The sequence below is a fragment of the Achromobacter sp. NPDC058515 genome (genome assembly GCF_042721735.1).
In the GTDB taxonomy this organism is placed as follows: domain Bacteria; phylum Pseudomonadota; class Gammaproteobacteria; order Burkholderiales; family Burkholderiaceae_B; genus Achromobacter.
In genome coordinates this window covers 245,961-270,183 of the sequence record NZ_JBHXNI010000006.1, presented here as the reverse complement: position 1 = coordinate 270,183, position 24,223 = coordinate 245,961, and the positions used below count along the sequence as shown (strand labels likewise).

Annotated in this window: 24 protein-coding genes; 8 read left to right on the top strand and 16 right to left on the bottom strand. The window is 66.2% G+C overall.

Features of this window, described 5'->3' with window-relative positions; translation table 11 throughout:
* The first annotated feature begins 5 nt into the window (after positions 1–5).
* The 4 genes from ACFWP0_RS13625 to ACFWP0_RS13610 all read left to right on the top strand — a co-directional run bounded on the left by ACFWP0_RS13625 (position 6) and on the right by ACFWP0_RS13610 (position 2,735).
* The gene (locus ACFWP0_RS13625; RefSeq protein ID WP_377842712.1) at positions 6–845 is read left to right on the top strand and encodes a class I fructose-bisphosphate aldolase; all 840 of its coding nucleotides are present in this window, start codon (positions 6–8) and stop codon (positions 843–845) included.
* Positions 846–1,000: 155 nt separating this feature from the next.
* The gene (locus tag ACFWP0_RS13620) at positions 1,001–1,594 is read left to right on the top strand and encodes a hypothetical protein (protein WP_377842710.1); all 594 of its coding nucleotides are present in this window, start codon (positions 1,001–1,003) and stop codon (positions 1,592–1,594) included.
* Positions 1,591–2,172, top strand: coding sequence for a hypothetical protein (locus tag ACFWP0_RS13615; protein ID WP_377842708.1), 582 nt, complete (start codon positions 1,591–1,593; stop codon positions 2,170–2,172). Before ACFWP0_RS13620 ends, ACFWP0_RS13615 begins: the two co-directional genes overlap by 4 nt.
* Complete coding sequence (locus ACFWP0_RS13610) at positions 2,169–2,735, top strand: hypothetical protein (RefSeq protein WP_377842706.1); 567 nt, start codon at positions 2,169–2,171, stop codon at positions 2,733–2,735. Before ACFWP0_RS13615 ends, ACFWP0_RS13610 begins: the two co-directional genes overlap by 4 nt.
* A gap of 1 nt (position 2,736) precedes the next feature.
* Here the strand turns inward: ACFWP0_RS13610 and ACFWP0_RS13605 are convergent, their stop codons facing one another.
* Complete coding sequence (locus ACFWP0_RS13605; RefSeq protein WP_377842705.1) at positions 2,737–4,011, bottom strand: hypothetical protein; 1,275 nt, start codon at positions 4,009–4,011, stop codon at positions 2,737–2,739.
* Between the two features lie 189 nt (positions 4,012–4,200).
* Here ACFWP0_RS13605 and ACFWP0_RS13600 point away from each other — a divergent pair, with 189 nt between their 5' ends.
* Positions 4,201–4,995 (top strand): APH(3')-II family aminoglycoside O-phosphotransferase, encoded by a 795-nt coding sequence (locus tag ACFWP0_RS13600; RefSeq protein WP_377842703.1) that lies wholly within the window; start codon positions 4,201–4,203, stop codon positions 4,993–4,995.
* Here ACFWP0_RS13600 and ACFWP0_RS13595 read toward each other — a convergent pair.
* Genes ACFWP0_RS13595 through ACFWP0_RS13565 form a run of 7 tightly spaced genes read right to left on the bottom strand, consistent with a single transcriptional unit; the run spans position 4,968 to position 11,662 of the window.
* Positions 4,968–5,738, bottom strand: coding sequence for an enoyl-CoA hydratase/isomerase family protein (locus tag ACFWP0_RS13595; RefSeq protein WP_377842702.1), 771 nt, complete (start codon positions 5,736–5,738; stop codon positions 4,968–4,970). The genes ACFWP0_RS13600 and ACFWP0_RS13595 overlap by 28 nt on opposite strands.
* The gene (locus ACFWP0_RS13590) at positions 5,738–6,970 is read right to left on the bottom strand and encodes a CaiB/BaiF CoA transferase family protein (protein ID WP_377842700.1); all 1,233 of its coding nucleotides are present in this window, start codon (positions 6,968–6,970) and stop codon (positions 5,738–5,740) included. The genes ACFWP0_RS13595 and ACFWP0_RS13590 overlap by 1 nt, the downstream gene beginning before the upstream one ends.
* A complete protein-coding gene (locus ACFWP0_RS13585) occupies positions 6,967–7,725 on the bottom strand; it encodes an ATP-binding cassette domain-containing protein (RefSeq protein WP_377842698.1) in 759 nt (252 codons plus the stop codon). The genes ACFWP0_RS13590 and ACFWP0_RS13585 overlap by 4 nt, the downstream gene beginning before the upstream one ends.
* Complete coding sequence (locus tag ACFWP0_RS13580; RefSeq protein ID WP_377842696.1) at positions 7,722–8,477, bottom strand: ABC transporter ATP-binding protein; 756 nt, start codon at positions 8,475–8,477, stop codon at positions 7,722–7,724. Before ACFWP0_RS13580 ends, ACFWP0_RS13585 begins: the two co-directional genes overlap by 4 nt.
* The gene (locus ACFWP0_RS13575) at positions 8,474–9,430 is read right to left on the bottom strand and encodes a branched-chain amino acid ABC transporter permease (RefSeq protein WP_377842694.1); all 957 of its coding nucleotides are present in this window, start codon (positions 9,428–9,430) and stop codon (positions 8,474–8,476) included. The genes ACFWP0_RS13580 and ACFWP0_RS13575 overlap by 4 nt, the downstream gene beginning before the upstream one ends.
* A complete protein-coding gene (locus tag ACFWP0_RS13570; protein ID WP_377842693.1) occupies positions 9,430–10,335 on the bottom strand; it encodes a branched-chain amino acid ABC transporter permease in 906 nt (301 codons plus the stop codon). The genes ACFWP0_RS13575 and ACFWP0_RS13570 overlap by 1 nt, the downstream gene beginning before the upstream one ends.
* Before the next feature lie 25 nt (positions 10,336–10,360).
* Positions 10,361–11,662 (bottom strand): ABC transporter substrate-binding protein, encoded by a 1,302-nt coding sequence (locus tag ACFWP0_RS13565; protein ID WP_377842691.1) that lies wholly within the window; start codon positions 11,660–11,662, stop codon positions 10,361–10,363.
* A gap of 200 nt (positions 11,663–11,862) precedes the next feature.
* Here ACFWP0_RS13565 and ACFWP0_RS13560 point away from each other — a divergent pair, with 200 nt between their 5' ends.
* The 3 genes from ACFWP0_RS13560 (at position 11,863) to ACFWP0_RS13550 (ending at position 15,966) form a co-directional block, all read left to right on the top strand.
* On the top strand, positions 11,863–13,935 hold the full coding sequence (locus tag ACFWP0_RS13560) for a helix-turn-helix domain-containing protein (RefSeq protein WP_377842689.1): 2,073 nt from the start codon (positions 11,863–11,865) through the stop codon (positions 13,933–13,935).
* Between the two features lie 140 nt (positions 13,936–14,075).
* Positions 14,076–15,404: a sulfite dehydrogenase gene (gene soxC, locus ACFWP0_RS13555; RefSeq protein ID WP_377842687.1), complete on the top strand. Its 1,329-nt coding sequence runs from the start codon at positions 14,076–14,078 to the stop codon at positions 15,402–15,404.
* Positions 15,391–15,966: a c-type cytochrome gene (locus ACFWP0_RS13550; protein ID WP_377842686.1), complete on the top strand. Its 576-nt coding sequence runs from the start codon at positions 15,391–15,393 to the stop codon at positions 15,964–15,966. Before soxC ends, ACFWP0_RS13550 begins: the two co-directional genes overlap by 14 nt.
* A gap of 21 nt (positions 15,967–15,987) precedes the next feature.
* Here ACFWP0_RS13550 and ACFWP0_RS13545 read toward each other — a convergent pair whose 3' ends face one another.
* The 8 genes from ACFWP0_RS13545 to ACFWP0_RS13510 form a co-directional block, all read right to left on the bottom strand.
* Positions 15,988–17,577: a class I adenylate-forming enzyme family protein gene (locus tag ACFWP0_RS13545; RefSeq protein WP_377842684.1), complete on the bottom strand. Its 1,590-nt coding sequence runs from the start codon at positions 17,575–17,577 to the stop codon at positions 15,988–15,990.
* A gap of 18 nt (positions 17,578–17,595) precedes the next feature.
* Positions 17,596–18,786: an acyl-CoA dehydrogenase family protein gene (locus ACFWP0_RS13540; protein WP_377842682.1), complete on the bottom strand. Its 1,191-nt coding sequence runs from the start codon at positions 18,784–18,786 to the stop codon at positions 17,596–17,598.
* The gene (locus tag ACFWP0_RS13535; protein WP_377842681.1) at positions 18,783–19,595 is read right to left on the bottom strand and encodes a nitrilase-related carbon-nitrogen hydrolase; all 813 of its coding nucleotides are present in this window, start codon (positions 19,593–19,595) and stop codon (positions 18,783–18,785) included. Before ACFWP0_RS13535 ends, ACFWP0_RS13540 begins: the two co-directional genes overlap by 4 nt.
* A 57-nt stretch (positions 19,596–19,652) precedes the next feature.
* The gene (locus tag ACFWP0_RS13530; RefSeq protein ID WP_377842679.1) at positions 19,653–20,552 is read right to left on the bottom strand and encodes a glycine betaine ABC transporter substrate-binding protein; all 900 of its coding nucleotides are present in this window, start codon (positions 20,550–20,552) and stop codon (positions 19,653–19,655) included.
* A 50-nt stretch (positions 20,553–20,602) separates the two neighbouring features.
* Positions 20,603–21,244: an ABC transporter permease gene (locus ACFWP0_RS13525; protein ID WP_377842677.1), complete on the bottom strand. Its 642-nt coding sequence runs from the start codon at positions 21,242–21,244 to the stop codon at positions 20,603–20,605.
* Between the two features lie 2 nt (positions 21,245–21,246).
* Positions 21,247–22,212: an ABC transporter ATP-binding protein gene (locus ACFWP0_RS13520; protein WP_377842676.1), complete on the bottom strand. Its 966-nt coding sequence runs from the start codon at positions 22,210–22,212 to the stop codon at positions 21,247–21,249.
* Positions 22,209–22,907: an ABC transporter permease gene (locus ACFWP0_RS13515; RefSeq protein WP_377842674.1), complete on the bottom strand. Its 699-nt coding sequence runs from the start codon at positions 22,905–22,907 to the stop codon at positions 22,209–22,211. The genes ACFWP0_RS13520 and ACFWP0_RS13515 overlap by 4 nt, the downstream gene beginning before the upstream one ends.
* A gap of 199 nt (positions 22,908–23,106) precedes the next feature.
* Positions 23,107–24,099, bottom strand: coding sequence for a GlxA family transcriptional regulator (locus tag ACFWP0_RS13510; RefSeq protein WP_377842673.1), 993 nt, complete (start codon positions 24,097–24,099; stop codon positions 23,107–23,109).
* Between the last annotated feature and the right edge of the window lie 124 nt (positions 24,100–24,223).

The following is a 24,223-nucleotide window of genomic DNA, read 5'->3' as shown; positions in this document are numbered from 1 at the left end:
CCGCCATGCCGCACAACAAGGAAGCGCGCCTGAACCGCCTGCTCAACGCCGGGCGCTGCCTGGACATCGCCGTCGACCACGGCGTCTGCAACGAACCCGGCTTTCTGGACGGGCTGGAAGACATGCCCGCCGTCATCGAGCAGCTCGCCGCGGCGCAGCCGGACGCCATCCAGCTCAACTACGGCCAGGCCGACCTGCTGCAGCAGCGCCCGGGGCGCGACAAGCCCGCGCTCGTGATGCGCCTGGACATGGGCAATCCCTACAACGCCACCACCCATCGCGTCATGTGGGCGGTTCTGCAAAACACGCAAGACCCGGTGCTGCCCGCCGTCCAGATGGACGCCGCCTGCGTCGTCGTCAACCTCTTCATGCTGCCGGACGAACCCGATCTCTTCCGCCAGTGCGTCTCCAACATCGCCCGCGTGCGCGCCGACTGCGACCGCTATGGCATGCCGCTGATGATAGAACCCCTGGCCATGGCGCCGCATTCGGCGCGCGGCGGCTACATGGTCGACGGCGATGCCGAAAAGATCGTGACGCTGGTGCGTCTTGCCCGCGAAATGGGCGCCGACATCGTCAAGGCGGACCCCACGAGCAACACGCAGGATTTCCACCGCGTGGTGCAGGCGGCGCGCTGTCCCGTGCTGGTGCGCGGCGGCGGGCGGGAGGACCTGCGGCAAGTGTTCGAGCGGTCCCGCGAACTGCTGGACCAGGGCGCGGTCGGCCTGGTGTACGGGCGCAATGTCTACCAGCACGCCAATCCGTCGGCGGTGGTGCGGGCGCTGATGGCGATGATCCACCGGGGCGCCAGCGCAAGGGAAGCCTGGGCGATCTATGAGGGCTGAAGGGGCTCGCGCCGGCAATTGTTTCAAAACCTGGCGCATGCGTGCGCCGTCGACGCGGGCGACACGCTTGGAAACATCCCGATAACTCCCCCGCGAAACGGCGCGCCTACGATGTGAAGCTTGATCCGCGCCGCCGATGCGCGGCAGGAGCCCGGATGCGCGTCCTGCACTCGTTCAAAGCCCGTGTCGCAGCTTTGCTGGCGGGCGTCGGCTCGCTGGCCGCCGCCGCCAGCGTTGCCCTCTATGCCGCATATGGCAAGGTCAATCGCGCGCCCGAGCCGGTGTTCGGCCCCGGCGCGGCCATCCAGACCGGCCAGTGGCATCTGGTGCCCCGCCGCGCCTGGACCACGGGGGCCAAGGTCTACGACGTGCCGGTCAAAGCCGGAACCACGGCGCTGGTGGTCGAGGCAGACCTGACCAACCGCAGCGCCGAATCAAGTGTGGACTATCTTGGACTGCTGCGCTGGAACGCGCCGGCCGGCGTCAGCGCGGGCAAACCCATGGTGGTTGGCGTGCGCGACGCGCAGCAAATGCCCTATCTGCAGCCGGGGCTGCCCGAACGCGTGGCCTTCGTCTGGATGCTGCCTCCCGCCGCCGCCGCGCCCGCGCAGGCCGCCTTCGCGGTGCAAAGCAAGACCTACAAGCCCGTCGACAATCTGTACGGCGCCCCCGGCTGGTTCAATCCGGCCAACGTGGGTCGCGTGGAACTGCCGGTCGCGCGGGACGGCGCGCGGGAGTCCGCCTCGTGAGCGCGCGGCTGGGCTCGGTGCTGCTGGTGCTGGCCGCGGCGCTGGTCCTGTACGGCATGCAGCGCAGCACTCCCCGCTACATGGCGCTGACCGGACCGATTGTCGAACGCGGCGCCATGGGCCAAGCCGTGCGCACAAGGCAATTCGAAGCCACGGTGCAGCGCGTGCAGTTCGCGCAACAGCTGGCCTATCGGCGTCTGGACGCCTCGCAAACGCGCGAGACGGGCGGCGTATGGGCCATCGTGTGGCTGCGCCTGGCCGCCACGGACACGTCGGCCAGCGTCGGCGAGGCGGCCTGGCTGGGACCGGATGGCCTGACCTACCGCCACACCGATCGCCTCATGCTCGCGCGCGGGACGCCTCCCTATGCCCTGGATCCCGGCCTGCCGCGCACGGTGCGGCTCGTGTTCGAGATCCGTCCCGACCAGGCGCGCGGCGCCACCCTGCTGCTCTCCCCGCGCTATGGCCCGCGCCTGGATTCTCAGGCGCGCATCGCGCTGGACTATGTTCCGGTGGGCGCGGACGGCCGTCCCGCGGCCGTGGCGCGATACGACCTGGATGCAGAGGCCGCCCCGTGAACGCCGCCCAGCCGGACGAACGCCGCTGGCGCCGCCGCAGCATGTGGCTGCTGCCCTTGCTGCTGGCGCTGGCCTTGTTCTGGAACGGCCGCGAGAGCGCTGCCCGCTGGCTTGAAGGCCGCGAATTACGGGCGCGCGACGTGGCGGCCGGCGAGCAGGCCCCGCTGGCCGGCGCGCAATGGCAATTGCAGCAGTTCGGCGTCCTGGAGCCGCCCGCCGGCAAAGGCTGGCTGCCCGGCTCGCGCGCGGTCCTGGCCGCATTCAAGGTGCAGGTGCAGGCCGCCGACCTCCCCGCGCGCTGGCGGGGCTGCCGGATCGCCCTGCACGACGGCAATGGACGCACCTGGCTGCCCGCCGCCGGCCCGGCGCTGCGCCTGCCGCCCGGCGCCGCCCGCGGATGCGTGGCCGCCGCCCACCGCGGCGTCGCGCCCGGGTCCAGCATGGTCATCATGGAAGCCTTCATGGTGCCGGCCGGCGCTGCCCCGCCCTGGACGATGTCGGTCTCCGTGGCTGGCGAGCGGCCGGCGTACCTGCGCTTCTCCCCGCCGGACCAGGCGGGCTGACTCAGGCCGCCTGCGCCATCGACGCGCGCCGCGTCTGCCACGGCGCAAATGCGCTTTCCAGCACGGCCGCCAGAAAGCAGATGCGCAAGGGTTCGATCAGCAAGCCGGTGGAGGAATCCCGGAACGGGCTGCCGAACAGAAGCGACACGCCGTGCGCCAGCACCTGCCAGGTATCCAGGTCATGCGGCCCGATCAGGCGCGCCGCGCCGTACCACAGCCACGCCGCCCCCCAGTCGATCAGGCGATAGCCCACGATGAGGGTCACGAGCAGCAGCGCGCCGCTATGGAAAGCCAGCCGCACGCCATTGGCCAGCGGCAGGTAGCGCTTGCGGTAGCCGGCCACGAAGTGCTCGACGAAGTCGCGCAGGAAGCGCGGCACGGAACGATAGCGGTCGCCCAGGCGCTGCAGCCTTTCATAGCGCCGCAGGTCCGCGTCCTCGCGCACGTCGTAGCCATAGATCAGCGCAGCCATCACCAGCCAGATGACAGGCAGCAGCGCATAGAAGAACAGGCTGGCCAGCGCCGCCCCCCAACCCGGCCCCTGCATTTCCGCAGGCGTCACGCCCGCCGACCAGGCATTGGAGATGGGCGTGAACAGGGTCTGCAAGAACTGCGACAGCGTTTCCCAGCCGCGCCGGTCAACCAGCCATTGCCAAGCCTGGTCCTTCCAGCGGCTGATGACGTAGAGGCCGATCAGTATCCAATTGGTCTCGCACAGCACGACCAGCCATTGCCAGCCTGCGTGCCCGGTGCGTTCCCGCGCCGCCGCCGCCCCCTTGCGCACCAGCCACGACACCGCAACCGACGCGAGCAGCCAGCGCGAATCCAGCGCATCCAGCACGTTGCCGTGCTCGCCCAGCGGATCCAGCCCGTAGGCCAGGCGGGAATACTGCCGCACCGTGTCGCCCAAAAAGCCCCAGGCGGCGTAATAGGCAAAGAAAGGCAGCAAGGCCACCGTCAGCGCCTGCCCCAGCCGGCCTCTTGCGCTGCGCGGCGCGCTCTCGCCGCCACGCGCCGCTTCTTGCGCGCCGCGCAAGGCCGGCAGGCCCGGCAGAAGCACCAGGAACATCGCCACCGTCGTAACCAATTGGGCCAGCGCCACCAGCGTGAGCACGGCCAGTCCGGCCAGATGGTTGGCAAAGCCCGTTCGCACCGCCAGCCACAGCAGCACCTCATGGGCCAGCGCGCCCGCCAGCACCAGCGCCATCAATTGCGGCCAGAACCTCAGCCACAGCCGGCCTGTGAGCGCCCATGGCGCGAGAACGGGCTCGAGCATTTCGCCACCCTGTTATTGCGCGGATTGAAGCAGCCGATGTTAATGCCGCCCCCGGGGGCTGAATGTTACGGCTCGCCACGATTCCGCACAGGGTGTCAACGGGCCAGGCCGTGGCGGACGAAGATCCTGGCGCTGCGATAATCTCTCTGGCGCGCGAGCGACCCGCAACCCGACGGAGAAATGGACTTCATGCAACAGCCGACCCGCGACACGATGCGCCTGCCCGCCCAATGGGGCGACGAATTCGCCGGCGCGCTCGTCGAACAGCAATCCATCGGGGAATCCGCGGCCCAGGTGTTCCGTATCCGCCGGGCGGGCCAGCCAGACCGGTTCCTGAAGTCGGAACCCGCCGGGACGCCATGCGAGCTGCCGGACGAGATCGAACGGCTGCAATGGATGGCGCGGCTCGGCCTGCCGGCGCCAGTCGTGCTGGACGTCGCCACGGAACATGAACGCCATTGGCTGCTCATGAGCGCCATCGCCGGGCAGGATCTGGCCAGCGCCGCCCGCCTGCCGCCCTCGCGGGTCATCGACATCGTGGCGGCGGCGTTGCGCGCCCTGCATCGCGTGCCTGTCGCGCAATGCCCCTTCGATCACCGGCTGCCCCGCCGCATGGCTGCCGCCAGGCTCGCCATGGACGCCGGGCTCGTGGACGAGGAGGATTTCGACGATGAACGGCTGGGGCGCACCGCCGAGGACGCCTACGCCGAGCTGTTGTCGACGCAGCCCCAGGCCCATGATCTGGTGGTGGCCCACGGGGACGCCTGCCTGCCCAATTTCATGGCGCGGGAAAACGTCTTCACGGGCTACATCGACTGCGGGCGCCTGGGCGTCAGCGACCGCCATCAGGATCTTGCGCTGGCCGCGCGCAGCATCGCCCGCAACCTGGGCCAGGAATGGGTAGCGCCCTTCTTTCGCGCTTACGGCATGGAACCGGACGAGAAGCGCCTGGCGTTCTACTGCCTGCTGGACGAGTTCTTCTGAGCGCGGGAGAACCGCCGCAGGCCCTCCTTCGCTTCGTCGCAGGTAAATGCGCGCTGCCCGAGGATGGCCTCGCGGCGGAACGCCTCGTCCAGGGAAAGATGCCCCAGCGTAAGCGCCGCCTCCTTGATGACCGAGACGGCGACCTGCCCTTTGCCGGCGATGGCGCGGGCATACTCCAGCGCCGCGGACTCAAGCTGATCGGGCGCGACCACGCGGTTCAGAAGACCCATTTCCGCCAGCCGGGCCGCGGGAAAGCGCTCGGCGGTCAGCATCAGTTCCATGGCCAGCGCGAACGGAATCTGCCGGACCAGCCGCACCAGCGTGCCGCCGGCCGGGACAAACCCAAGCGCAGCCTCGGGCAAGGCGAAGACCGCCGTGTCCGCGGCTACCCGGATGTCGGCGGCCAGCATGATCTCGAAGCCGCCGCCCAGGCACAGCCCATTGATCGCCGCCACCACGGGCTTATGGAAACCCGCCTGCTTGATGTGGGCGCCGTCCCATTCCGATATGTCGAAGCGCCCTTCCGCCAGCGCCGGAATGGACTCGCCCAGATCGGCCCCCACGCAAAAGGCCCTGTCGCCGTTGCCGCCAAGCAGGACCACCCGCACCTCCGGGTCCTCGTGGGCCCGGACGAATGCCTGGCCCAGTTCTTCGTACATGGCCAGCGTCAGCGCATTGAGCTTTTCCGGCCGGTTGAACCGGATGTGCGCGATCGCCTCGTCAACGCGGTAAGAGATGCTCATCAGACGACTCCCTCAGCCACGTAGCGGTCATAGTCCGCGGCGCCGACGCCGAGCCAGCCTTTCAGCACCACTTCATTGTGTTCGCCGAAGCCCGGCGCCGATCCCTGCGCGCGCACCGGGGTGCGGGACAGCTTCATGGGACTCCCAAAGGCCTGGACCTCGGCGCCGTCCACCTCGACGGGCACAAACATGTCGCGGGCCTTCAGGTGGGGGTCGTCCACCACCTCGGCGATGGTCTTGACGGGCGTCAGCGGGATGACATCGCCGGCAATGGCTTCCAGCTCCGCCTTCGTCCGCGTGCCGCACCATCCCTGGACGATGGGCTGCACCCGCCTTGCGTAGATCTCCGGATCAAAGCGCTGGGCCATGGTGGCGATCTCCGGGTCGGCGGTCAGCTCCGGCTCTCCGAATAGCCGGCACGCCTCGCCCCAGAACTTGTCCGTGTACGCGCCAAAGAACACAAACCCGTCCCTGCAGGCATATTGCCCATAGGGCTTCACGAAGGGATGGTCGTTGCCCAAGGGCTCCCCGATGATCCCGTCCACGGTGTAGTTGACGACGGCATGCTCCGTCAGCGTGACCACCGAATCCTGCTGGGCCACATCCACCAGCTGGCCCTGGCCCGTGCTGCGCATGTCGATGACAGCCGCCAGCGCGGCGATGGCCGCGTAGAACGACGCGGACAGGTCGCCGATGATCGTGCCCACGCGCAGCGGCGCCTTGCCCTTTTCGCCGTTGATGGACCACAAGCCGCCCGTCGCCTGGGCGCTGTTGTCATAGGCCGGACGCCGGGCATTGGGGCCGGTCTGGCCGAAGCCGCTGATCGACACGTAGATGAGCCTGGGGTTGGCTTCCTTCAGCGTCTCGTAGTCCAGCCCCATGCGCGCCATGGTTCCGGGGCGGAAGTTCTCCACCAGCAGGTCGGCCTTGCCGACAAGCTCGCGCAGCAGCGCCCGCCCCTGCTCGGACTTCAGGTCCAGGCTCACTCCCAGCTTGTGCCGGTTGTATTGGGCAAAGAACGCGCTGGCCTGTCCATGGGTTCCCTGGACGAACGGCGGGAAGGTCCGCACATAGTCGGGCTCGGCCGGATTCTCGATCTTGATCACCGTGGCTCCCAGGTCGGCGAGCATCATCGTGCAGTACGGACCCGCCACGACTCGCGTCACGTCGATGACCACCAGTCCCCGCAGGGGACCTACGCCTAACGGCAGTTGCGCCAGATCATGATTCACTTCGTTTCCTCCGGTGCGACGCCCATGGACATGGTTTCCATGCGCTCAAATTCAGGGGCGGACACGGCGTCGCCGGCGCACGAATGCGCGCCGGGCAGCGCCGTTCCAACGTGTCCGCGCTCGATGTACAGCGTCCTGCTCTGCACATCCTCAAGCAAGGATGCATTCGACTCGGTAACCACCACGCACAGATGCGGATGAGAGACCCGCAGCACGCGCAGCGAATCGCCGTATTGGCGCGCCAAGGCCGGCGCCAGGCCCTGGAACGGCTCGTCGAGCAGCACGAAGCGCGTGCCGACCATCAGCGCGCGCGCAAGCGCGACGATCTTTCCCTGCCCTCCCGACAGCGCTGCGCCGGAGCGCGGGAGCAGCGCCTTCAGCTGCGGCACGCTCGTCAGCACGGCATCCAGGCGCTGCCGGATTTCCCGGGCGGGCACGCTCAGCACATCGCAGGGCAGCGTAATGTTCTGCTCGACCGTCAGCGTCGGCAGGATCACCCGGTCCTCGGGCGCATACCCGAAGCCATGGGCCGCCCGGCCCGAGGCCGGACGATGCGCGATGTCCTCGCCATCGAGCAGCAGCCGGCCCGACTTCCACTTCACAAGGCCCATGATGCTGCGCAGCAGCGTCGTCTTTCCCGCGCCATTCCTGCCGACAACCGCCACGGTCTGTCCGGGCTCCAGCAGGACATCGACACCCCGCAGCACGGCGTGCCCCGCCAGGTCCACATTCATTGCCTGGATTTGCAGACTCATCGCACCCCCAGCACTTCGCGGCGGACCACCTGGTCCGCAAAGACCTTCCGCGGATCGCCGTCGGCGGCGATGCGGCCGTCTATCCATGCCGCGACCCGCGTCGCGTACTTCAGGACAATATCCACGTCATGCTCCACGAACCAGCTGGTGACGTTGCGCAGCTTCAGCGCCCGCATCAGCGTCTGCATGACTCCATGCTTGTCCTCGGATGCGACGCCGCTGGTGGGCTCGTCCATGATGACCAGCTTGGGCTCCAGCATCAGGGCGATCGCAACATCGAGCAGCTTCCTGTGCCCTTCCGGAAGCACGGTTGTCGGCTGCCCCGCATATCGTTGCAGTTCCACGAGTTCCAGCATTTCGGCCACCGCCTTCTGGTCGGCGGAGCGGGACAGCGCGGTCCAGCGGGACAACGCGCCCCGCCGGCTCGCTGAAGCCAGCTCCAGGCATTGCCGGACCGTGTGGTCCTGAAACAGCTGGGGCAGCTGGAACGACCGGCCCACGCCCAGCCTGGCGATCTGCCGCGGGCCGTGGCGCGTGATGTCGACGCCTTCGAGGTAGACCTTGCCGCTCGTGGGCTTCAGGTATCCGGTGCAGATATTGATGAACGTGGTCTTGCCAGCGCCGTTTGCGCCGATCACCGCCAGGTGTTCGCCGTGGTTCAGTGCGAAGTCGATCTGGTCCGCCGCGTTGACGCCGCCAAAGCGCAGTGTCAGCCCCTCGGTGCGCAGCAGTTCCGCTTGGGACGATTTCATCGGGTTCCTCCAGCGGCGATGCGCGTACGGACTTGTCCCAGCCACCCCACGATTCCGGTGGGCGCGAAGAAAATCACGGCGATCAGCGTCAAGCCCAGCAGCAACTGCCAGGCATTGGTGAAATACACGGCCGCCGTAAGCTTGATCACCTCGAAAACGGCCGCCCCGAAGAACGCGCCGATGGCATGGCCGGACCCGCCCAGGATGGCGATGAAGACGTACTCGCCCGACCGGATCCAATAGCCGCTCTCCGGCGTCACCAGGCCCTGCTCCAGGCTGAGCAGCGAGCCCGACAGTCCGACCAGCGCCGCAGACAGGACATACCCTTGCGCCAGCGTCGCCCGCGCCGACACGCCGATGTACTCCAGGCGCGTTTCGTTTGTCCGAATCGCAAGCATCACCTGGCCGGCGGAAGATGCGAAGTAGCGCTGGACCAGCAAGGCCAGGGAAACGGCCAGCGTCAGGGCCAGCGCCAGCACCGCGAATTCGAATTCGCCGCGGTCCAGCGTCATGCCCAGGAAGGCCGGCCGTTCAAACCGCAGGCCGTCCGTGCCGCCCGTCCAGGCATACAGCTTGCCGGCCAGCGCGAACAGCACCATGGAGATGCCCAGGTTGAGCATCCCGAAAAAGATGCCGCGATAGCGCGAGACGAACGCCGCGGCGATCGCGCCGGCGCATACGCTGGCCAGCGTGCCGGCCCCGACGACGACCAGGGCGTCGGCCCCGGGGAAGTGCCGGGCGGCGAACGCGGTCCCATAGCCGCCGATGGCCGCATACATCGCATGGCCAAAGGACACCTGGCCGGCGCGCAGCAGGACGGTCAAGCCCAGCGCGGCAAGTCCGGCGCACAGGAAACTGACGGCCGGCACTCGCAGCCCCGGCCACAGCCAGCACGCCGCGAGCGCCGCCAGGAAAGCCAGCGCGACAGCCGGCGCAAGAATGTAGCGTTGCATCAGATCCTCCGAGCCGTGGCTGCGGAAAAAAGGCCATGCGGGCGAACCAGAAGCACCGCGACCATCATGAGATAGGGCATGACAACCTCAAGCTCCGGCAGCGTATAAACCGCCATTGCCCTGGCCAGCCCGATGAGCAGGGCCGCCACCAGCGCGCCGGTGATCTGGCCCAGGCCCGCGGTCGCGATCACGGCAAAGGACGTCACGATCATTTCCGCGCCCAGCCCCGGCACAAAGGAAGTCAGCGGAACCGAGAGCGCGCCGCCCAGCGCTCCAAGAACGCCGGCCAGCCCAAAGGTCAGCATGCCCACGCGCGCGGCGTTGATCCCAAGGGCGGTGGCGACCTCCCTGTGATGAATGACGGCAACGATCTGCCGGCCCGCTATCGAGTGCTTCAACAGGAACTGCAGCGCCGCGTAGGCCGCAAGCGCGACGCCCGGCACGAACAGCAGCTGGTAGTTCATGAAGGTCACGCCGACCAGCTCCGTCGTCCCCATGCGCGCGGCCAGATTGCCCGCGTTGACCGGGGTAGCCCCCCAGATCATCCGCTGCAGGTCTTCCAGGACCATGAACGCCGCGAAGGTCACGAGCAGCTGGAGGACGGGATCGCGGTCCTGGAAATGCCGCAGCAGGCCGCGCTCCAGCAGCATGCCGAGCGATCCTCCGACCACCGCCGCGGCCGCGAACAGCGCCGCCACCATGACAGGCGTCGAGGACGTATGCGGCGTAAGCCAGGCCAGCAGCGTGGCTGCGCTGTAGCCGCCAAAGGCATAGAGACTGCCATGCGCGACGTTGACCACGCCGAACACGCCGCAGATCAGCGTCAAGCCCAGCGAGATGAGAAAGAGCAGGCTGGCGTACGACACGCCGTCTACGCCCGCCAGCAAGAGCAGATTGAGATCCATGACAGGTGTGCGCCGCAACGGAAGTTCAGTTGCCCACGCGCTTTATCTGGCTGTTCTGCAACAGCTCGGGCTTGAGCGTCTTGACCCAGTCGACCGACTTCTGCCCGACGGGCGGCGCAACGATGTCGGCGGGATAGAACGCCAGCTCGCCCACCACCGGAAAGGCCTGCGAACCATCCTTGCGCGTCACGCCGTAGAGCTGGCCCTGCAGCGCCTGCCCGTCCTCCCGCATGCGGATGGGGCGAGACAGGCCGCGGTACTCCAGGGAACGCAGGCTGGCGGCAACCTCATCCGTCGTCGGCCACTTTCCGCCGTTGTCCGCCAGCGCCTTCTTGTAGGCGCCGGTCGAGGCCTTCAGCGCCTGGATCATGTGATATACGGCGAAGTTCGGGTAGGCGCCGGTGCGCTGCTTGAACCTCTGCACGAAGGCGCTCACTTCGGGGTCGCCCGTGAACTCCGGGTCCGCGAAGTAGCCATCCCCCACGAAGCCGACGATGACGCCCGGCGGCACGGCATCGCCCAGCCGCTCCAGCGACGAGTCGGCCAGCGGCAGCACGAACTGCGAATTCTTCAGCAGTCCGCGCTGGGAGGCCTGCCGCAGGAAGGTATCCAGGTCGCCGCCCCAGGCCGTCGAGAGCACGACGTCCGGGCGCAAGGCCTGCAGGCGCGTGACTTCGCTGGAGTAGTCCGGGGCGCCGAACTTGGGAAACAGTTCAGCCACGATCTTGACGTCCGGCTTTAGCGCCTGGAGGGTGTGGCGAAAGACCTCCCACGAATCGCGTCCCCAGGCATAGTCCTGGTTCACCACGGCCAGCGTCTTGAAGTCGGGCTTGGTCCGCAGCAAGTGCAGCACGGCCGCCACCATTTCCATGGTGCCGTTGGGACCGGTCCGGAACACATAGCGGTAGCGCCGGTCCTCCAGCACCTTCTCGCTGGAGCATTCCCACAGGATGTTGATGATCTTGAGGTCTTCGGCAACCGGGGCCAGCGCATTGCAATAGCCGCTGGATATCGCCGACAGCATCAGCTTTTCACCCGGTTCCTGCGCCAGGCGCCGGTACTCGGACAGGAATTTTTCCGCGCCCTGCCCTTCGTCGATCCATGTCTGCCTGAGCTTGACGCCATCGATGCCGCCCGCGGCGTTGAACTCCTCGATCCACATGTCCGCCGCCACTTTCGCGGGCGCGCCCAGCACCGAGGCCGAGCCCGTCATGAAGGTGCTCATGCCGAGCTTGAGTTCGGCGGGGCGGCTTTGCTGCGCGAACGACGTCGCCGACAGCGCAAGCAAGGCGGCGCCCGCGCCCAGGATTCTGGCTAGCGATTTCATGGGTTTGTCTCCTCAGCCTTCGGACTGATAATGTTTTAGTGAGTGAATGATGACGGCTAAGCAGCAAGAGGGACATGTACGAAAAACACATAATTCTCATATTCTTGTGTCGTACAAATACATCGCACTGGCTACAGACCTGCTCCATTCAGGGTTTTCACTGAACTTCCCCAAAGACAGTCTTCACGCGAGATCCACCCATGCCGAAAAGTCGAGCAGCCACTTCCATTGCGTCCCGGGAGGCCCCCGCCGCCACGCCCCCGGCGCTTGATCCGGGGGAATTGCAGTCCGAATTGCTGGCCATGCTTGCGCGCAATGCCGGCGCCCGGGACTATGACTCGATGCTGGCCCGCGTGGAGGCCGACGTTCAGGATGCGGCCGCGCGCGCCCGGCTGCTGGGCAGCATCCGCGCCGCCATCGCGATTTGCGAGCAGCAGGCCTTGCAGCAGCGCCGCGAGAAAAGTCTGCTGGTGGTGCTCGAAAGCGTCAACGACCTGACGGCGATACGCGACCTGGAGCTCGTGCTGGGGGCCATCGTCCGGCGGGCCCGGCAGATCTTCGCGTCGGACATCGGCTATCTCACCAACTTCGACCGCATCCGAAACGATTTCTACATCCGGGCCACCGACGGCGCGATCTCCGAGCGGTTCAAGAACGTCCGGGTGCCGCCGGAACATGGAATCTGCGGGCACGTCCTCAAGCACAAGACGCCCTATCACTGCAGCGACTACCTCACGGACGGCGGGTTTGCGCATGACGGCGGGATCGACCTCGCGGTCCAGGAAGAAGGCGTCCAATCCCTGCTGGGCGCCCCTCTCATGGTCGGCAACCATTGCATAGGCGTCCTGTGCATCTGCGACAGGCAGCCGCGCCATCACGCGCCCTGGGAGATCGCCATGCTGTCCACGCTGGCCGCCCAGGCAGCCATTGCCATGGAGAACGCGCGCCTGTTCCAGGAGGCGCAGGTGGCGCTGCAGCGCGCAAGCGAGGCCAACGCTTCGCTGCATCGCCAAGCCGCTGAAATCGAGACCGCGGCGCAGGCTCAGGAACAGATGACAAAGCTGGTGGCCAGCGGCTGCACCGTGCTGGACCTCCTGAACATGGTGGCGGCATTGCTCGACGGCCACATCGTCCTGCTGGACGAAGCGGAGCAGCCTACCCAGCGCACCCGCGCGGGCAACGCCGAGGCCCGCGCCGGCGATCAGCTGGCCGCCCTGCTGCAACAGACGCGCACGCAGGACGCGGTCCATTTCGCCCTGTCCGCATGCCGCCGCACGGGCAGATCGCAAGAGGTCGAATGCGAAGCAGACATCCGCATCCGCGCCGCCGCGCTCATGGGCGCCGACCGCCTGCTTGGGGTCATGCTGATCGCATCGGCCGGCCCCATGACGCCTACGCAGATCCGCATCTTCGAACGCAGCGCGCTGGTGGCCGGCGTCGTCCTGCTGTCGCAAGAGCGCAGCGAACTCGTGGTGAGCAACGAATCCGCCGCGGCGATCCGCGCGCTGGTGAGCTGGCAGCAAGAGAGCCTGTCGGCCCTTCAATCCAGAGCCAATCCCTTTGGACTCAATCTCTCCGAGCCGCTGCGCATGGCGGTCTTGAGCGTCGAGGAACGGAATATCGAATACGCATTGCGCCGGCTGCGCGCGGGGATACCTCGCGCAACGCTGCTGGAGAATGTCGAGGGCTTCATCGTCGCCATCTGCGCCGAGGGCGCATACGACCAACTGGAGCGCGCGCTTGGCGACACCCTGCTCGCGGACGAGCGCCTCGCCACGCTCGGCGTTGTCTCAGCCACGCTGCCCCGGGTGGACGCGCTGCCGAATTGCTTCCGTTCGCTCAAACGGGGCATCGACATACTCAAGGCCTTGGGCCGCTCGCGTGAAATCGTCGCCGAGGCGGGACTGTCCATGTATTCGCTCCTGTTCGAGCAGCGGCAGGTGGCGGATGTTTCCGGCTTCATCGACGCCACGGTCGGAAGGCTCGTCGCTCACGACCAGCGCCGCAACGCTGGCCTGGCGGACACGCTGCTGGCCTATCTGGAACACGCGCAGAACGCCAGGTCGACAGCCGATCATCTGCAGATCCACGTGAACACGCTGCGACAGCGCCTGGAGATCGTTGACGACCTGCTCAAGGGATGGCGGCACGGAGGACGCTTTCTTGAACTGCACGTCGCGCTGCGCCTGCACAGGCTGCGCAGGGGCTTGCGCGACGCGGCGGCAACCGGGAATACGAATGACCCGTCGGGCGGAGAGGCCGGCTGGGGCTAGCCGCAATATCAGACCAAACGCCGGCAACAGACCCTCTTCTTCAAGCATCCTCGCGCATACACTCCAAAAACCGACTGACCTGTCGGTTTGCCGCAGCACAAAAGCCCGAATGGCCCGCGCCATTCCTTAAGGAGGGTGCCATGACCGCGAGACCGCAAGATGCGCAAGCGCCGATATCCCCGCCGGACCCGGAGGCCGCGGCTTCCCCCGGCCCAACGCTGCAGCGCCGCAAATTCCTGGCGACCGGAGGCGCGATGGTCGGGGCGGCCGCCGCCATGGGCATGGGCGGGCGCGCGGCGGCGCAAGGCGCGGCGCCCGCCGCCGACGCCAATCTTCCCCCCAATGTTCCCGCCTGGACCCGCCAGCTAGGCGCCCCCACGGCCGCTCCTTACGGCAAGCCCTCCAGATTCGAAACCCAGGCCATACGCAAGCTCTACCCGGGGCTGACCGAACCCATGTCGGCCTACAGCACCACGCCCCTGCAAGAGCTCGACGGCATCATCACCCCGAACGGCCTTTTCTATGAACGCCACCATGCCGGAGTGCCGGAGATCGATCCGGCCCAGCATCGCCTGATGCTGCATGGCCTGGTCGAACGCCCCCTCATCTTCACCCTGGACGAGCTGCGCCAGTTCCCGGCCGAATCCCACATCTATTTCATGGAATGCTCCGGCAACCCCTCATTCCTGCCCCCATGGGGCAAGACCGCCGCCGAAGTCTGCGGCCTGCTCAGCTGCGCGCAATGGACGGGCGTGCCCCTGAAGACCTTGCTTCATGAGGCCGGCCTCAAGCCCGAGGGAAAATGGATCATCGCCGAAGGCGCGGACGGCGCGGCCATGAACCGCAGCATCCCCATGGAAAAATGCCTGGACGATGTGCTGGTCGTGTACAGCCAGAACGGCGAGCGCCTGCGCCCGGAACAAGGCTACCCGCTGCGCCTGTTCGTGCCCGGCTACGAAGGCAACACGCACATCAAATGGCTGCGCCGGCTGCATGTAACCGAAGAGCCCGTCCATAGCCGCGAGGAAACCGCCAAGTACACCGACCTCATGGCCGACGGCAAGGCGCGCAAGTTCTCCTTCGTGATGGAGTGCAAATCCCTCATCACCGCCCCTTCCGGCACGCAGAGGCTGACGCGCAAGGGCATGCACGAAATGCGCGGCATCGCCTGGAGCGGCCGCGGCAAGATCGCCCGGGTCGACGTTTCCATCGACGGCGGCAACAACTGGTACGCCGCCGCCTTGCAGGACCCGGTCCTGGACAAGGCGCTGACGGCATTCCACGCGCCCTTCGAATGGCAGGGACAAGAACTGATGATCATGAGCCGCGCCATCGACGAAACCGGCTACGTGCAGCCCACGATCGAACAGCTCGCCGACGCCCGCGGCAAGGTCTCGTTCTATCACAACAACGCCATCCAACCCTGGAAGATCAGCGCAAGCGGGGAGGTCGCCAATGGCCGCGCCTAAGTCGGTTCTGCTCGCCGCCGTTGCGCTGGGCCTGGCCGTCGGCGGCCACGCGCTGGCGCAGCCCCGCTACGCCATCGGCACGCGCGCGACCGACGCGCAGATCGCCGGCTGGAACATCGACGTCGCGCCAGACGGCAAGAACCTGCCCCCGGGCAGCGGAACCGTCGCCCGCGGAAAATCCGTCTATGAGCAAGCCTGCCTGGCTTGCCACGGCGCCAGGCTGGAAGGCGGCCTGGGCCCTGCCCTGGCCGGGGGGCAAGGCTCGCTGACATCGGCCAAGCCGTTCAAGACGGTGGGCAGCTACTGGCCCTACGCCACCACCCTGTTCGACTACATCCGGCGCGCCATGCCCTTCCAGGCGCCCCAGTCGCTGACCAACGACGAGGTCTACGCGGTCACGGGCTATGTCCTGCATGCGAACCAGCTGCTGGACGCCAAAGCCACCGTCAACGCGGCCACCCTCAAATCCGTGAAGATGCCCAATCGGGACGGCTTCTACGTCGACGACAGGCCCGACGCGAAGAACGCGGCCTGTTATCGAGACTGCGTGAAGCAACCCTGATCCGGCGCGCTTTCGCCCCGTCTACGCGCCCGCCAGCGCGGGCAACTCCCGCCGCAACACCTTTCCGCTGGGGTTGACCGGCAGGCGGTCGACAAACACGACGCTGCGCGGGCGCTTGTAGGCGGCCAGGTCGTCGTGGCCCTTGCAATAGGCATCGATGTCCGCCGCCGTCAGGTTGGGATCGCTGCGCACCACGAAGGCGGTCACCGCCTGCCCCCAGCGCGGATCGGGCATTCCAATGACCGCGGCCTCCTGCACGCCGGCGCACCGATAGAGAACCTCTTCAATCTCGCGCGGGTAGATGTTCTCGCCGCCCGAGATGATCATGTCGTCGGCGCGCCCATGAAAATGGTAATAGCCAGCCTCGTCCACGCTGAACAGATCCCCCGTGTAGAGCCAGCCCTCGCGCACCTTCTTGCCCGTCTCCGCCGGGTTGTTCCAGTAGCCCCGCGTCATCTGCGGGCCGCGCACCAGCAGTTGCCCGATCTCCCCGGCGGCCGCAAGCTCGTCAGGCGACGCGGCGCCGTCGGCCGCGTGCCGCACCACCCTGCAAGTGCTGATCAGCGTGGGCTTGCCGCAAGACCCCAGGCGCGACAAGGCGTCGGTAGGATGCAGCAGCAGGGTCAGGCTGGCTTCCGTCATGCCATACCCGTTGTAAATGTTGGGGCAGAACTCCGCGATCACTCGGGCCATCGTGGCGCTGGAAATGGCCGCCCCGCCCGTGGTGATCAACCTCAGGCTGCGCGTGTTGATCTGGCCAAATCGGGGATGAAACAGCATGTCCTGGATTTGCGTAGGCACGGCAAACAGCGTCGTCACGCCGTGCAGCTCGATCATGTTCAGGGTCTGCAGGGCGTCCCAGCGCGGCTGGATCACGTTCGCCGCACCCACCGCCAGATGCGGGAGGAAATACGCCTGCATGCCCCCCACGTGATAGAGCGGCGCAATATGCAGCGCCACGTCGCAGCGGGTCAGGCAATACTCCATGATGCAATTGCTGGCAATCGCCACATCGTTGGCGTGGGTGTGAATCACGCCCTTCGGCCGCCCCGTGGTGCCTGAGGTGTACACCAGGGCGGAGATATCGTCGCTTTGCGGCGCCTGCCCCAGGGCGCCCAGGCCCGCCGCGTCCGCGCCCGACTCGTCGGATGCCGCAACCGCCGCCTCGATCAGCGCCTCCATCGACCAGTGCCGGCCATCGGCCGGCAGCGCCATCGCGGAGCCGGCGTGGATGAACAGGGACAGCGCCGGCACGGATTCCACCGCTTTCTCGACGGTTGCCTGGACGGACGCATCGTAGACCAGCGCCCGGGCTCCGCTGTCGCGCAGGATGTAGGCGGCTTCGCCCGCCGCCAGACGGAAATTCATCGGCACTGCCACGGCGCCGATCAATTGGCACGCCAGGTATGCCGTGGCCGTGGCCTCGGAGGTTTTCAGGAAGATCGCCACGCGGTCCGAAGGCCGGATTCCGAGATCCCGGTACGCTTGGGCCAGGCTGCGCACCCGCGCGCTCCATTGCGCATAGGTCCAGCGCTGGTCTTCATACACCAGGGCCAGGCGGTCGGGATACTTGGCGACGGTCTGTTCAAAGAGATTCTTGATGGTCAGCATGGTGAGCCGCGGCAAGGGTCAGAGGTTGGGTTTGAGATCGGGCAGATCGCGGCTGGCAATCAGGTACTTGGCCATCTCCGACGTGCCGCCGACGATGGTCATCGCGCGCGCGTCGCGGTAGATCTGCTCGGCGCGGCCGTACTCCTTGGTAAGGCCATCCCCGCCCAGCGTCTGCACGCAACGGTCCGCGCAGAAATTGGCGGTTTCCGTAGCCACCAGCTTGGCCATCGCCGCCTGCTTCATCAGGTCCTTGCCGGCCACGCCGCTGTCGTACATCTTCGTGGCCCGATACGTCAGCAGCTCGGCGGCGTCGATGCGCCAGCTCATTTCCGCAACCCAGTCCCAGACCAGCTGCTTGGCGCCCAGCCGCTGGCCGAAGGCGCTGCGCGATTGCGCATGCGCGGTGGCGATATCGAACGCGCTGCGCGCCACGCCCAGGCCCGAGCCGCCCAGGATGGCCCGCTCGAAATTGAACATGCTCAGCATGATCCGAAACGCATTGTCCTGCTCGCCCAGCAAATGGTCCGCGGGCACGCGGCAGTCAACGAACTCCACCTCGCCGACGATGCAGCCCCGACGCCCCATGAAGGCGTAGTTCCGGGGGAACGACATTCCCCGATGGCCGCCCGGCACCACCACCGCGCTCATGCCCTTGGAAGCGGGCACGGCCGGATTGCTGATGCCATAGACGATGTACACATCCGCCACCGAGGCATTGGAGATGTAGCGCTTGAAGCCGTTGATCACCCATTCCCGGGTGCGCTCATCGAACTCGACCCGGGTCTCCATGCCCGCCGAATCGCTGCCCACGTTTTTCTCCGTCACGCCTATCGCGCCTATGCTCAGGCCGTCGAGTATCGGCGTCAGATAGCGCTCACGAATGGCGGGACTGGCGTAGCGATGCAGGGGATAGGCGCAACTGAGCGCGGTGGCGATGGTCGTCTCGAATGCGTAGTTCAGATACGACGCTTCCTCCGAAAGGATGGTGGCGTGCGTCAGTCCCGGGTTCTCCAGCGGCCCCCGGTACAGATCCGCAAACATCAGCCGCAGATACTGGGCTTCGCCCAGCGCCCGCACCACGTCCTTGACGGCGTCCCAATCCTGCTGGTCCTCGATCGCCTGGGCTCGCGGCGCCAGGACCCGCAGAAGGAATTCGCGGGCCTGCATTCTGAACGCCTTATCGGCGTCATTGAGCAAAAAGTCTTTCATCGGCTTCCCCAACCCGTTGCCCGCGCATCGCGCACCGTCGGCAACAAAAATCTTGCGCGGCGGATCTGCTCGCGCGCCAGGGGCGCGCAGACCAGTTGGCTGTGCGCCCCTTGCGCCACGGCGAGCGTGCGCCCCATGGGATCCAAAATCCGCGAGCCGCCCCAGAACGTGAGATCGCCCTCGGCGCCGCTGCGATTGGCCATCACGACATAGCAGCCGTAGGTCATCGCATAGAACTGCAAGTTGACGGACCAGCCCGCCGGATTGTCGAAACCCTCGCCCACGGCTTCGCGCGCCGAACTGATGGGAGCCGCCAGCACGCCGGCGCCCTGGCAGGCAAGGTCGTGCACCAGCGCGGGGTTCCAGAGATCGGCGCATATGGGCGTGGCCATCTTCCAATCCGGACACAGGTCGAATGCCTGCGGCATGCCTCCGCGCGCGTAGTGCTTGCCTTCTTCCAACTGGCCGTAAGTGGCCAGATTCTGCTTGCGATGCACATGGCGCAGACGCCCGCCCCCTACCGTCGCCATGCTGTTGTAGAACATGCCCGGCTCGCCTTCCTCGATAAAGCCGAACACGGTATGCATCGGGCCGCTGGCCTCGGCCAGCGTCCGCAGCATGTCATCGTCCTGGCGGCGGGCCAGCGCCAAGGCCTGGTCTCCGCCGCCATGCCCCGTCAAGGACAGTTCGGGAAAGACCAGCAGGTCTACGCCTTGCGCGCGGGCGTCGGCTATCAGCCCAAGATGGCTGTCCAGGCCTCTGGCCAGGTCGCCCCGCAGCGTTTCGAGCTGCACGGCGGCGGCAAGCAAGCTGTCGCGCCTGGGCGATGATATGAATTCTGCAGACACGGCGTCCTCGCGTTGCGCTCAGATCAATTGTTGGGATTCAAGGAAATCCTTCGCCACGCCGGCGATGGACTTCTTGTCTACGTCCACGTTCGCGTTCAGGCGCGCCATCGTGGCGTCATCCATCGCGTGCGAGAGCTTGTTCAACAGCTCGCCCATTTTCGGGTTCGCATCCAGCGCCGCCTGGCGCACGACCGGGGTCAAGGCGTACGAGGGAAAGAACTGCTTGTCGTCGCGCAGAAGGACAAAATTGAAGGCCGGCACCCGGCCGTCGGTCGCAAAGACCAGCGCCACGTCGATCTGGCGCTCTTTCAGCGCCGAATACGTCAAACCCGTATCCATGCGCTTGACCGCCTCGCGGGGAAAATTCAGCCCATAGGCCTTGCTCAGCGGCTTGAAGCCGTCCGGCCGCGCGTAGAATTCCGCGTTCGAACCGAAGGTCATTTTCTGGCCCTTGTCCATCGCCGCGGCCAGGTCGCTGATCGTCGCGATACCCAGCTTTTGCGCCTGGTCCTGGTTCATTGCGAACGCGTAGGTGCTGTTGGCCTTGGAAGGATCCAGCCACACCAGGCCTTTCGCCGCGTCCAGCTTCTTTACCGTCTCGTAGGTCTCCTGAGGGGACAAGCGGTCAGTGATCTTGTTGTAGTTGATGAGCGACGTGCCCGTGTATTCCCAGTACACGTCGATCTGCCCGTTCTCCTGGGCGGTGCGCAGCACGGTGCTGCCCAGGCCATCGCGCTTTTCCACGGTGAATCCGTGCTTGCGCAAGAGTTGCGCGGTGAGCTCCGCCATGATCTGCTGCTCGGTGAAGTTTTTGCCGCCCACCACCACGGACTGCGCATGGCTCGCGGCGCTCCATAGCAAGGGCAACGCCATCGCCGCCGCCCCCAGCCACTTTCCAAACCTGGTCTTTCCTGACATTTTTTGTCTCCTGAATTGGGCGTATCCGCCTCTGACTGTTGTGAGATGACTCAGCGTTCCGGGTTGACGCCCCGCGACACCAGTTGGCGCTGCAACAGGCCCAGGGCGGCGTCGGTCAAGATTGCCAGCAATGCCGTGGGAATCGCGCCGGCCAGCATCATGGCCAGATCGTTGAGATCGATTCCGGTGAAAATCAGCTCGCCCAGGCCCCCTCCTCCGATCAGGAAAGCAAGGGGAGCCGTGCCCACCGTAATCGCCAGCGCGGTTCGAACACCCGCAAAAATCACATAGAGCGCATTGGGCAGTTCGACCTTGAACAAGATGTGGGCCGGCGTCATGCCCATGCCCAGCGCCGCCTCGATGTAATGGCGCGGCACGGCCAGCAGCCCTTCATACGTGTTGCGCGCGATCGGCAGCAAGGTGGCCACCCACAAGCCGAAAATGGCCGGCCACACGCCGATGCCCATGAGGCTCATGGCCAGCGCCAGCAGGGCCAGCTTGGGCACCGCCTGGCCCACGTTCAGCAGCTGCATCACGGGCTCGGCGTAGCGGCGCATCCAGGGGCGGCTCAGCCAGACCCCGATGGGCACCGCCACCGCTATCGCCAGCGCGCCGGCGATGAGCACCATGGCCATCTGCTCTTTGGCCAGGTAGACGATGTCTTCCTGATGGCTGAGAATGTCTTCCCACATGCTCAGCTCCGCGCCGCGCCAAGCAGCTCGCCAATGCGCTGCTGCGTCACGTACCCCACGTGCTGCCCCGCCTCGTCCGAGCAAGGCAGGCTGTTCACGCCATGGGTGTACAGCAGCGACACGACGATGCGCAGGTCGTCCGTGGCGCTCAATGTCGCGGGCGCCCTGCCCGCGCCGGGCGCGAAACCCGGCGCCAACGCATCGGCGGCCGTCAACAGGCGCAGCCGCTTGAGCGCGCGGTCCCGGCCCACGAAGTTGGCCACGAACTCGTTGGCCGGCGCAGACAGGATCCGGTCCGGCGCGTCGAACTGCTCAAGCTTGCCCGCGCGGAAGATCGCGATCTTGTCCGCCATCTTGACGGCTTCGTCGATATCGTGGCTGACGAACATGATGGTTTTCTTCACGGCCCGCTGGATCTTCAGGAACTCGTCCTGGATGGCCTCGCGATTGATTGGATCGATGGCGCCGAAGGGCTCGTCCATCAGCATCACGGGCGGGTCCGCCGCCAAGGCGCGCGCCACGCCCACGCGCTGCTGCTGGCCGCCCGACAATTGCTTGGGATAACGCTTCAGGAACACCGCGGGATCCAGGGCGACGATCTCCAGCAGCTCCGCCGCGCGGCGCCGGATACGGGACGCGTCCCAGCCCAGCAGCCTGGGCACCACGCCGATGTTTTGTTCGATGGTCATGTTCGGAAAGAGCCCGACCTGCTGGATCACATAGCCGATGCTGCGCCTGAGCGCGACCACGTCGAATTTGCCGGTGTCCTGGCCATCGATGCAGATTTTGCCGGACGTCGGGCTGATGAGGCGATTGATGATCTTCAGCGTCGTGGTCTTGCCGCAGCCCGAAGGGCCCAGCAGCACGCAGATTTCACCCTTGCCCACTTCCATGCTGACGTTGTCGACCGCGAGGAAGTCCGCGTTGTCCTGGGTATAGCGCTTGACGAGGTTTTCAATGGTGATCATGGGAATGTCCTGCCGGCGCCGCGGCTTGAGGTGAGGGCCTGAGACGTGTCGCGCATGCCTGCGGGCGTGAAGCGCCGCTGCAGGCGCGCCAGGAAATAGTCCGCCGCGATCGCCAGCAGGCTCACCATGATGGCGCCCGCCACCAGCTGGCGAGGGTCCGATTGGGAAATGCCGCGGCTGATCAGCTTGCCCAGCCCGCCCGCCCCGATATAGGTGGCCACCGTCGCGATGCCGATGTTGATCACCACGGCCATTCGCACGCCGGCCATGATGATGGGCACCGTGATCGGCAGTTCCACTTGCGACAAGCGCTCCCAGGTGGTCATGCCCATGCCGCGCGACGCTTCGCGCAAGGCCGGATCGAAGTTCTGGATCGCGGTGTAGGTGTTGCGGATGATCGGCAATTGGGAATAGAGGAACAGCGCGATCACGGTCGGCAGAAAACCCACGCCCTGGCCGATCAGCGACAGGACGGGAATCATCAGGCCGAACAGCGCCACCGACGGAATCGTCATCAAGACCGCCGCCACGTACAGCACCGCGCGGGCGGCGCGCTCGTTCTGCGATATGGCAATGCCCAGCGGCACGCCGGTGAGAATGGCTGCGCCAACCGCGACCGCCACAATCTGCACATGCTGCCATGTCAATTGCGCGACCAGGCCGGCATTCTCATAGAGAAATACCAGGGTTTCCATCTTGTCTCCCGCCCCCTGTTCCGGGTGGCGTTATGTTTTTTTATGAGCGCATTTGCGCTTAGCCAGACTATAGGCAAGCGAGGCGGCCGGACGTTAATATGGACCCGACAAATTACGTCACGAATGCGACATTTGATTTTCTGCCGCAATCATCTGCTTCAGGAAGAAAAGCCGGGAACAACCATTTAACCTCTATAGATCAATGCCTTCCCTTTCTCTCCTGCCCTGGGGTATGCCCGAACAACTGCCGATAGAACCGTCCTAAATGCGACGGACTGGCAAAGCCGCATTGCATGGCGACGTCATGCAGCGAGTACGTCGATTCCTGCAGGAGCTTCTGCGCCGCCTTCAGCCGCAACGTCATGTAGAACCGCGACGGCGACTCGCTGAAGTTCTGCACCCAGAGGCGTTCGAACTGCCGCGACGACACCCCCACCAGCGACGCGATCACGTGCATGGCGATGGGCGTCTCGATGTTCTGCTCCATCAGCGTCAGCGCCTTGACCAGCCGGCGGTCGTCAATGCCGTAGCGCCACTGCACCGACATTTTCTGCCCCTCGGTCGAGGTTCTCAGGCGCGTATAAAGAAACTGGTCCGCGACATCGATGGCGAACTTCTTGCCATGCACGCGGGCAATCAGATCCAGCATCATGTCCATCCCCGAGGTCCCGCCTCCGCAGGTCAACCTGTCGCGATCGATGCAGTACAGGTCACGGCGCAAATCCACCTTGGGGAACTCCAGCGCAAACGCGCGCAGCGAATCCCAGTGAATAGTGCAATAGTGCTCCTTGAGCAGCCCCGCGCGCGCCAGGATCAGCGTCCCCAGGCTGATCCCGCCCACGGGCCTGCCGCTGGCCGCGAACTGCCGCAGCCAGTCGAACACCGCCTCGTCGTGATAGTCCACCACCCCCAGGCTAGCCACCACGAACAGCATGTCCAGCGGCGGCGCATCGGCGAAAGGCGTCTGGGCATTGATCTCGAACAGGCTGCTCGACGCGGTATTGCCGGCGCCCGGCGTCAGCAAATGCCACTGGTACAAGGGCTTGCCGCTGATGTAGTTGGCCGACCGCAAGGGTTCGGTGGCCGAGCTGAGCGCCATCATCGAATACTGCGGCAGCAGCAAGAAGCCAAACTGCTGAGGCTTGGATGCCGTGGCGGTTTCAGGGCGGTCGGTATCGGGTCTGGGTGGCATGAGCGCCTCTGGCAAAGCCTGCTTCGGGAGCATTCTATAGCGACTCCACAGCAGCCGACCGCGGCCGTTCTTGTCAGCCAGGACCCGGCAAGCTAGGCTAAGCAATGACTCTCTTGATAGTGGA

Coding starts and splice junctions, on each gene's coding strand:
- ACFWP0_RS13625 (WP_377842712.1), top strand. CDS start 6: ATGCCGCACAACAAGGAAGCGCGCCTGAACCGCCTGCTCAACGCCGGG.
- ACFWP0_RS13620 (WP_377842710.1), top strand. CDS start 1,001: ATGCGCGTCCTGCACTCGTTCAAAGCCCGTGTCGCAGCTTTGCTGGCG.
- ACFWP0_RS13605 (WP_377842705.1), bottom strand. CDS start 4,011: ATGCTCGAGCCCGTTCTCGCGCCATGGGCGCTCACAGGCCGGCTGTGG.
- ACFWP0_RS13600 (WP_377842703.1), top strand. CDS start 4,201: ATGCAACAGCCGACCCGCGACACGATGCGCCTGCCCGCCCAATGGGGC.
- ACFWP0_RS13595 (WP_377842702.1), bottom strand. CDS start 5,738: ATGAGCATCTCTTACCGCGTTGACGAGGCGATCGCGCACATCCGGTTC.
- ACFWP0_RS13585 (WP_377842698.1), bottom strand. CDS start 7,725: ATGAGTCTGCAAATCCAGGCAATGAATGTGGACCTGGCGGGGCACGCC.
- ACFWP0_RS13580 (WP_377842696.1), bottom strand. CDS start 8,477: ATGAAATCGTCCCAAGCGGAACTGCTGCGCACCGAGGGGCTGACACTG.
- ACFWP0_RS13575 (WP_377842694.1), bottom strand. CDS start 9,430: ATGCAACGCTACATTCTTGCGCCGGCTGTCGCGCTGGCTTTCCTGGCG.
- ACFWP0_RS13570 (WP_377842693.1), bottom strand. CDS start 10,335: ATGGATCTCAATCTGCTCTTGCTGGCGGGCGTAGACGGCGTGTCGTAC.
- ACFWP0_RS13565 (WP_377842691.1), bottom strand. CDS start 11,662: ATGAAATCGCTAGCCAGAATCCTGGGCGCGGGCGCCGCCTTGCTTGCG.
- ACFWP0_RS13560 (WP_377842689.1), top strand. CDS start 11,863: ATGCCGAAAAGTCGAGCAGCCACTTCCATTGCGTCCCGGGAGGCCCCC.
- soxC (WP_377842687.1), top strand. CDS start 14,076: ATGACCGCGAGACCGCAAGATGCGCAAGCGCCGATATCCCCGCCGGAC.
- ACFWP0_RS13550 (WP_377842686.1), top strand. CDS start 15,391: ATGGCCGCGCCTAAGTCGGTTCTGCTCGCCGCCGTTGCGCTGGGCCTG.
- ACFWP0_RS13545 (WP_377842684.1), bottom strand. CDS start 17,577: ATGCTGACCATCAAGAATCTCTTTGAACAGACCGTCGCCAAGTATCCC.
- ACFWP0_RS13540 (WP_377842682.1), bottom strand. CDS start 18,786: ATGAAAGACTTTTTGCTCAATGACGCCGATAAGGCGTTCAGAATGCAG.
- ACFWP0_RS13530 (WP_377842679.1), bottom strand. CDS start 20,552: ATGTCAGGAAAGACCAGGTTTGGAAAGTGGCTGGGGGCGGCGGCGATG.
- ACFWP0_RS13525 (WP_377842677.1), bottom strand. CDS start 21,244: ATGTGGGAAGACATTCTCAGCCATCAGGAAGACATCGTCTACCTGGCC.
- ACFWP0_RS13520 (WP_377842676.1), bottom strand. CDS start 22,212: ATGATCACCATTGAAAACCTCGTCAAGCGCTATACCCAGGACAACGCG.
- ACFWP0_RS13515 (WP_377842674.1), bottom strand. CDS start 22,907: ATGGAAACCCTGGTATTTCTCTATGAGAATGCCGGCCTGGTCGCGCAA.
- ACFWP0_RS13510 (WP_377842673.1), bottom strand. CDS start 24,099: ATGCCACCCAGACCCGATACCGACCGCCCTGAAACCGCCACGGCATCC.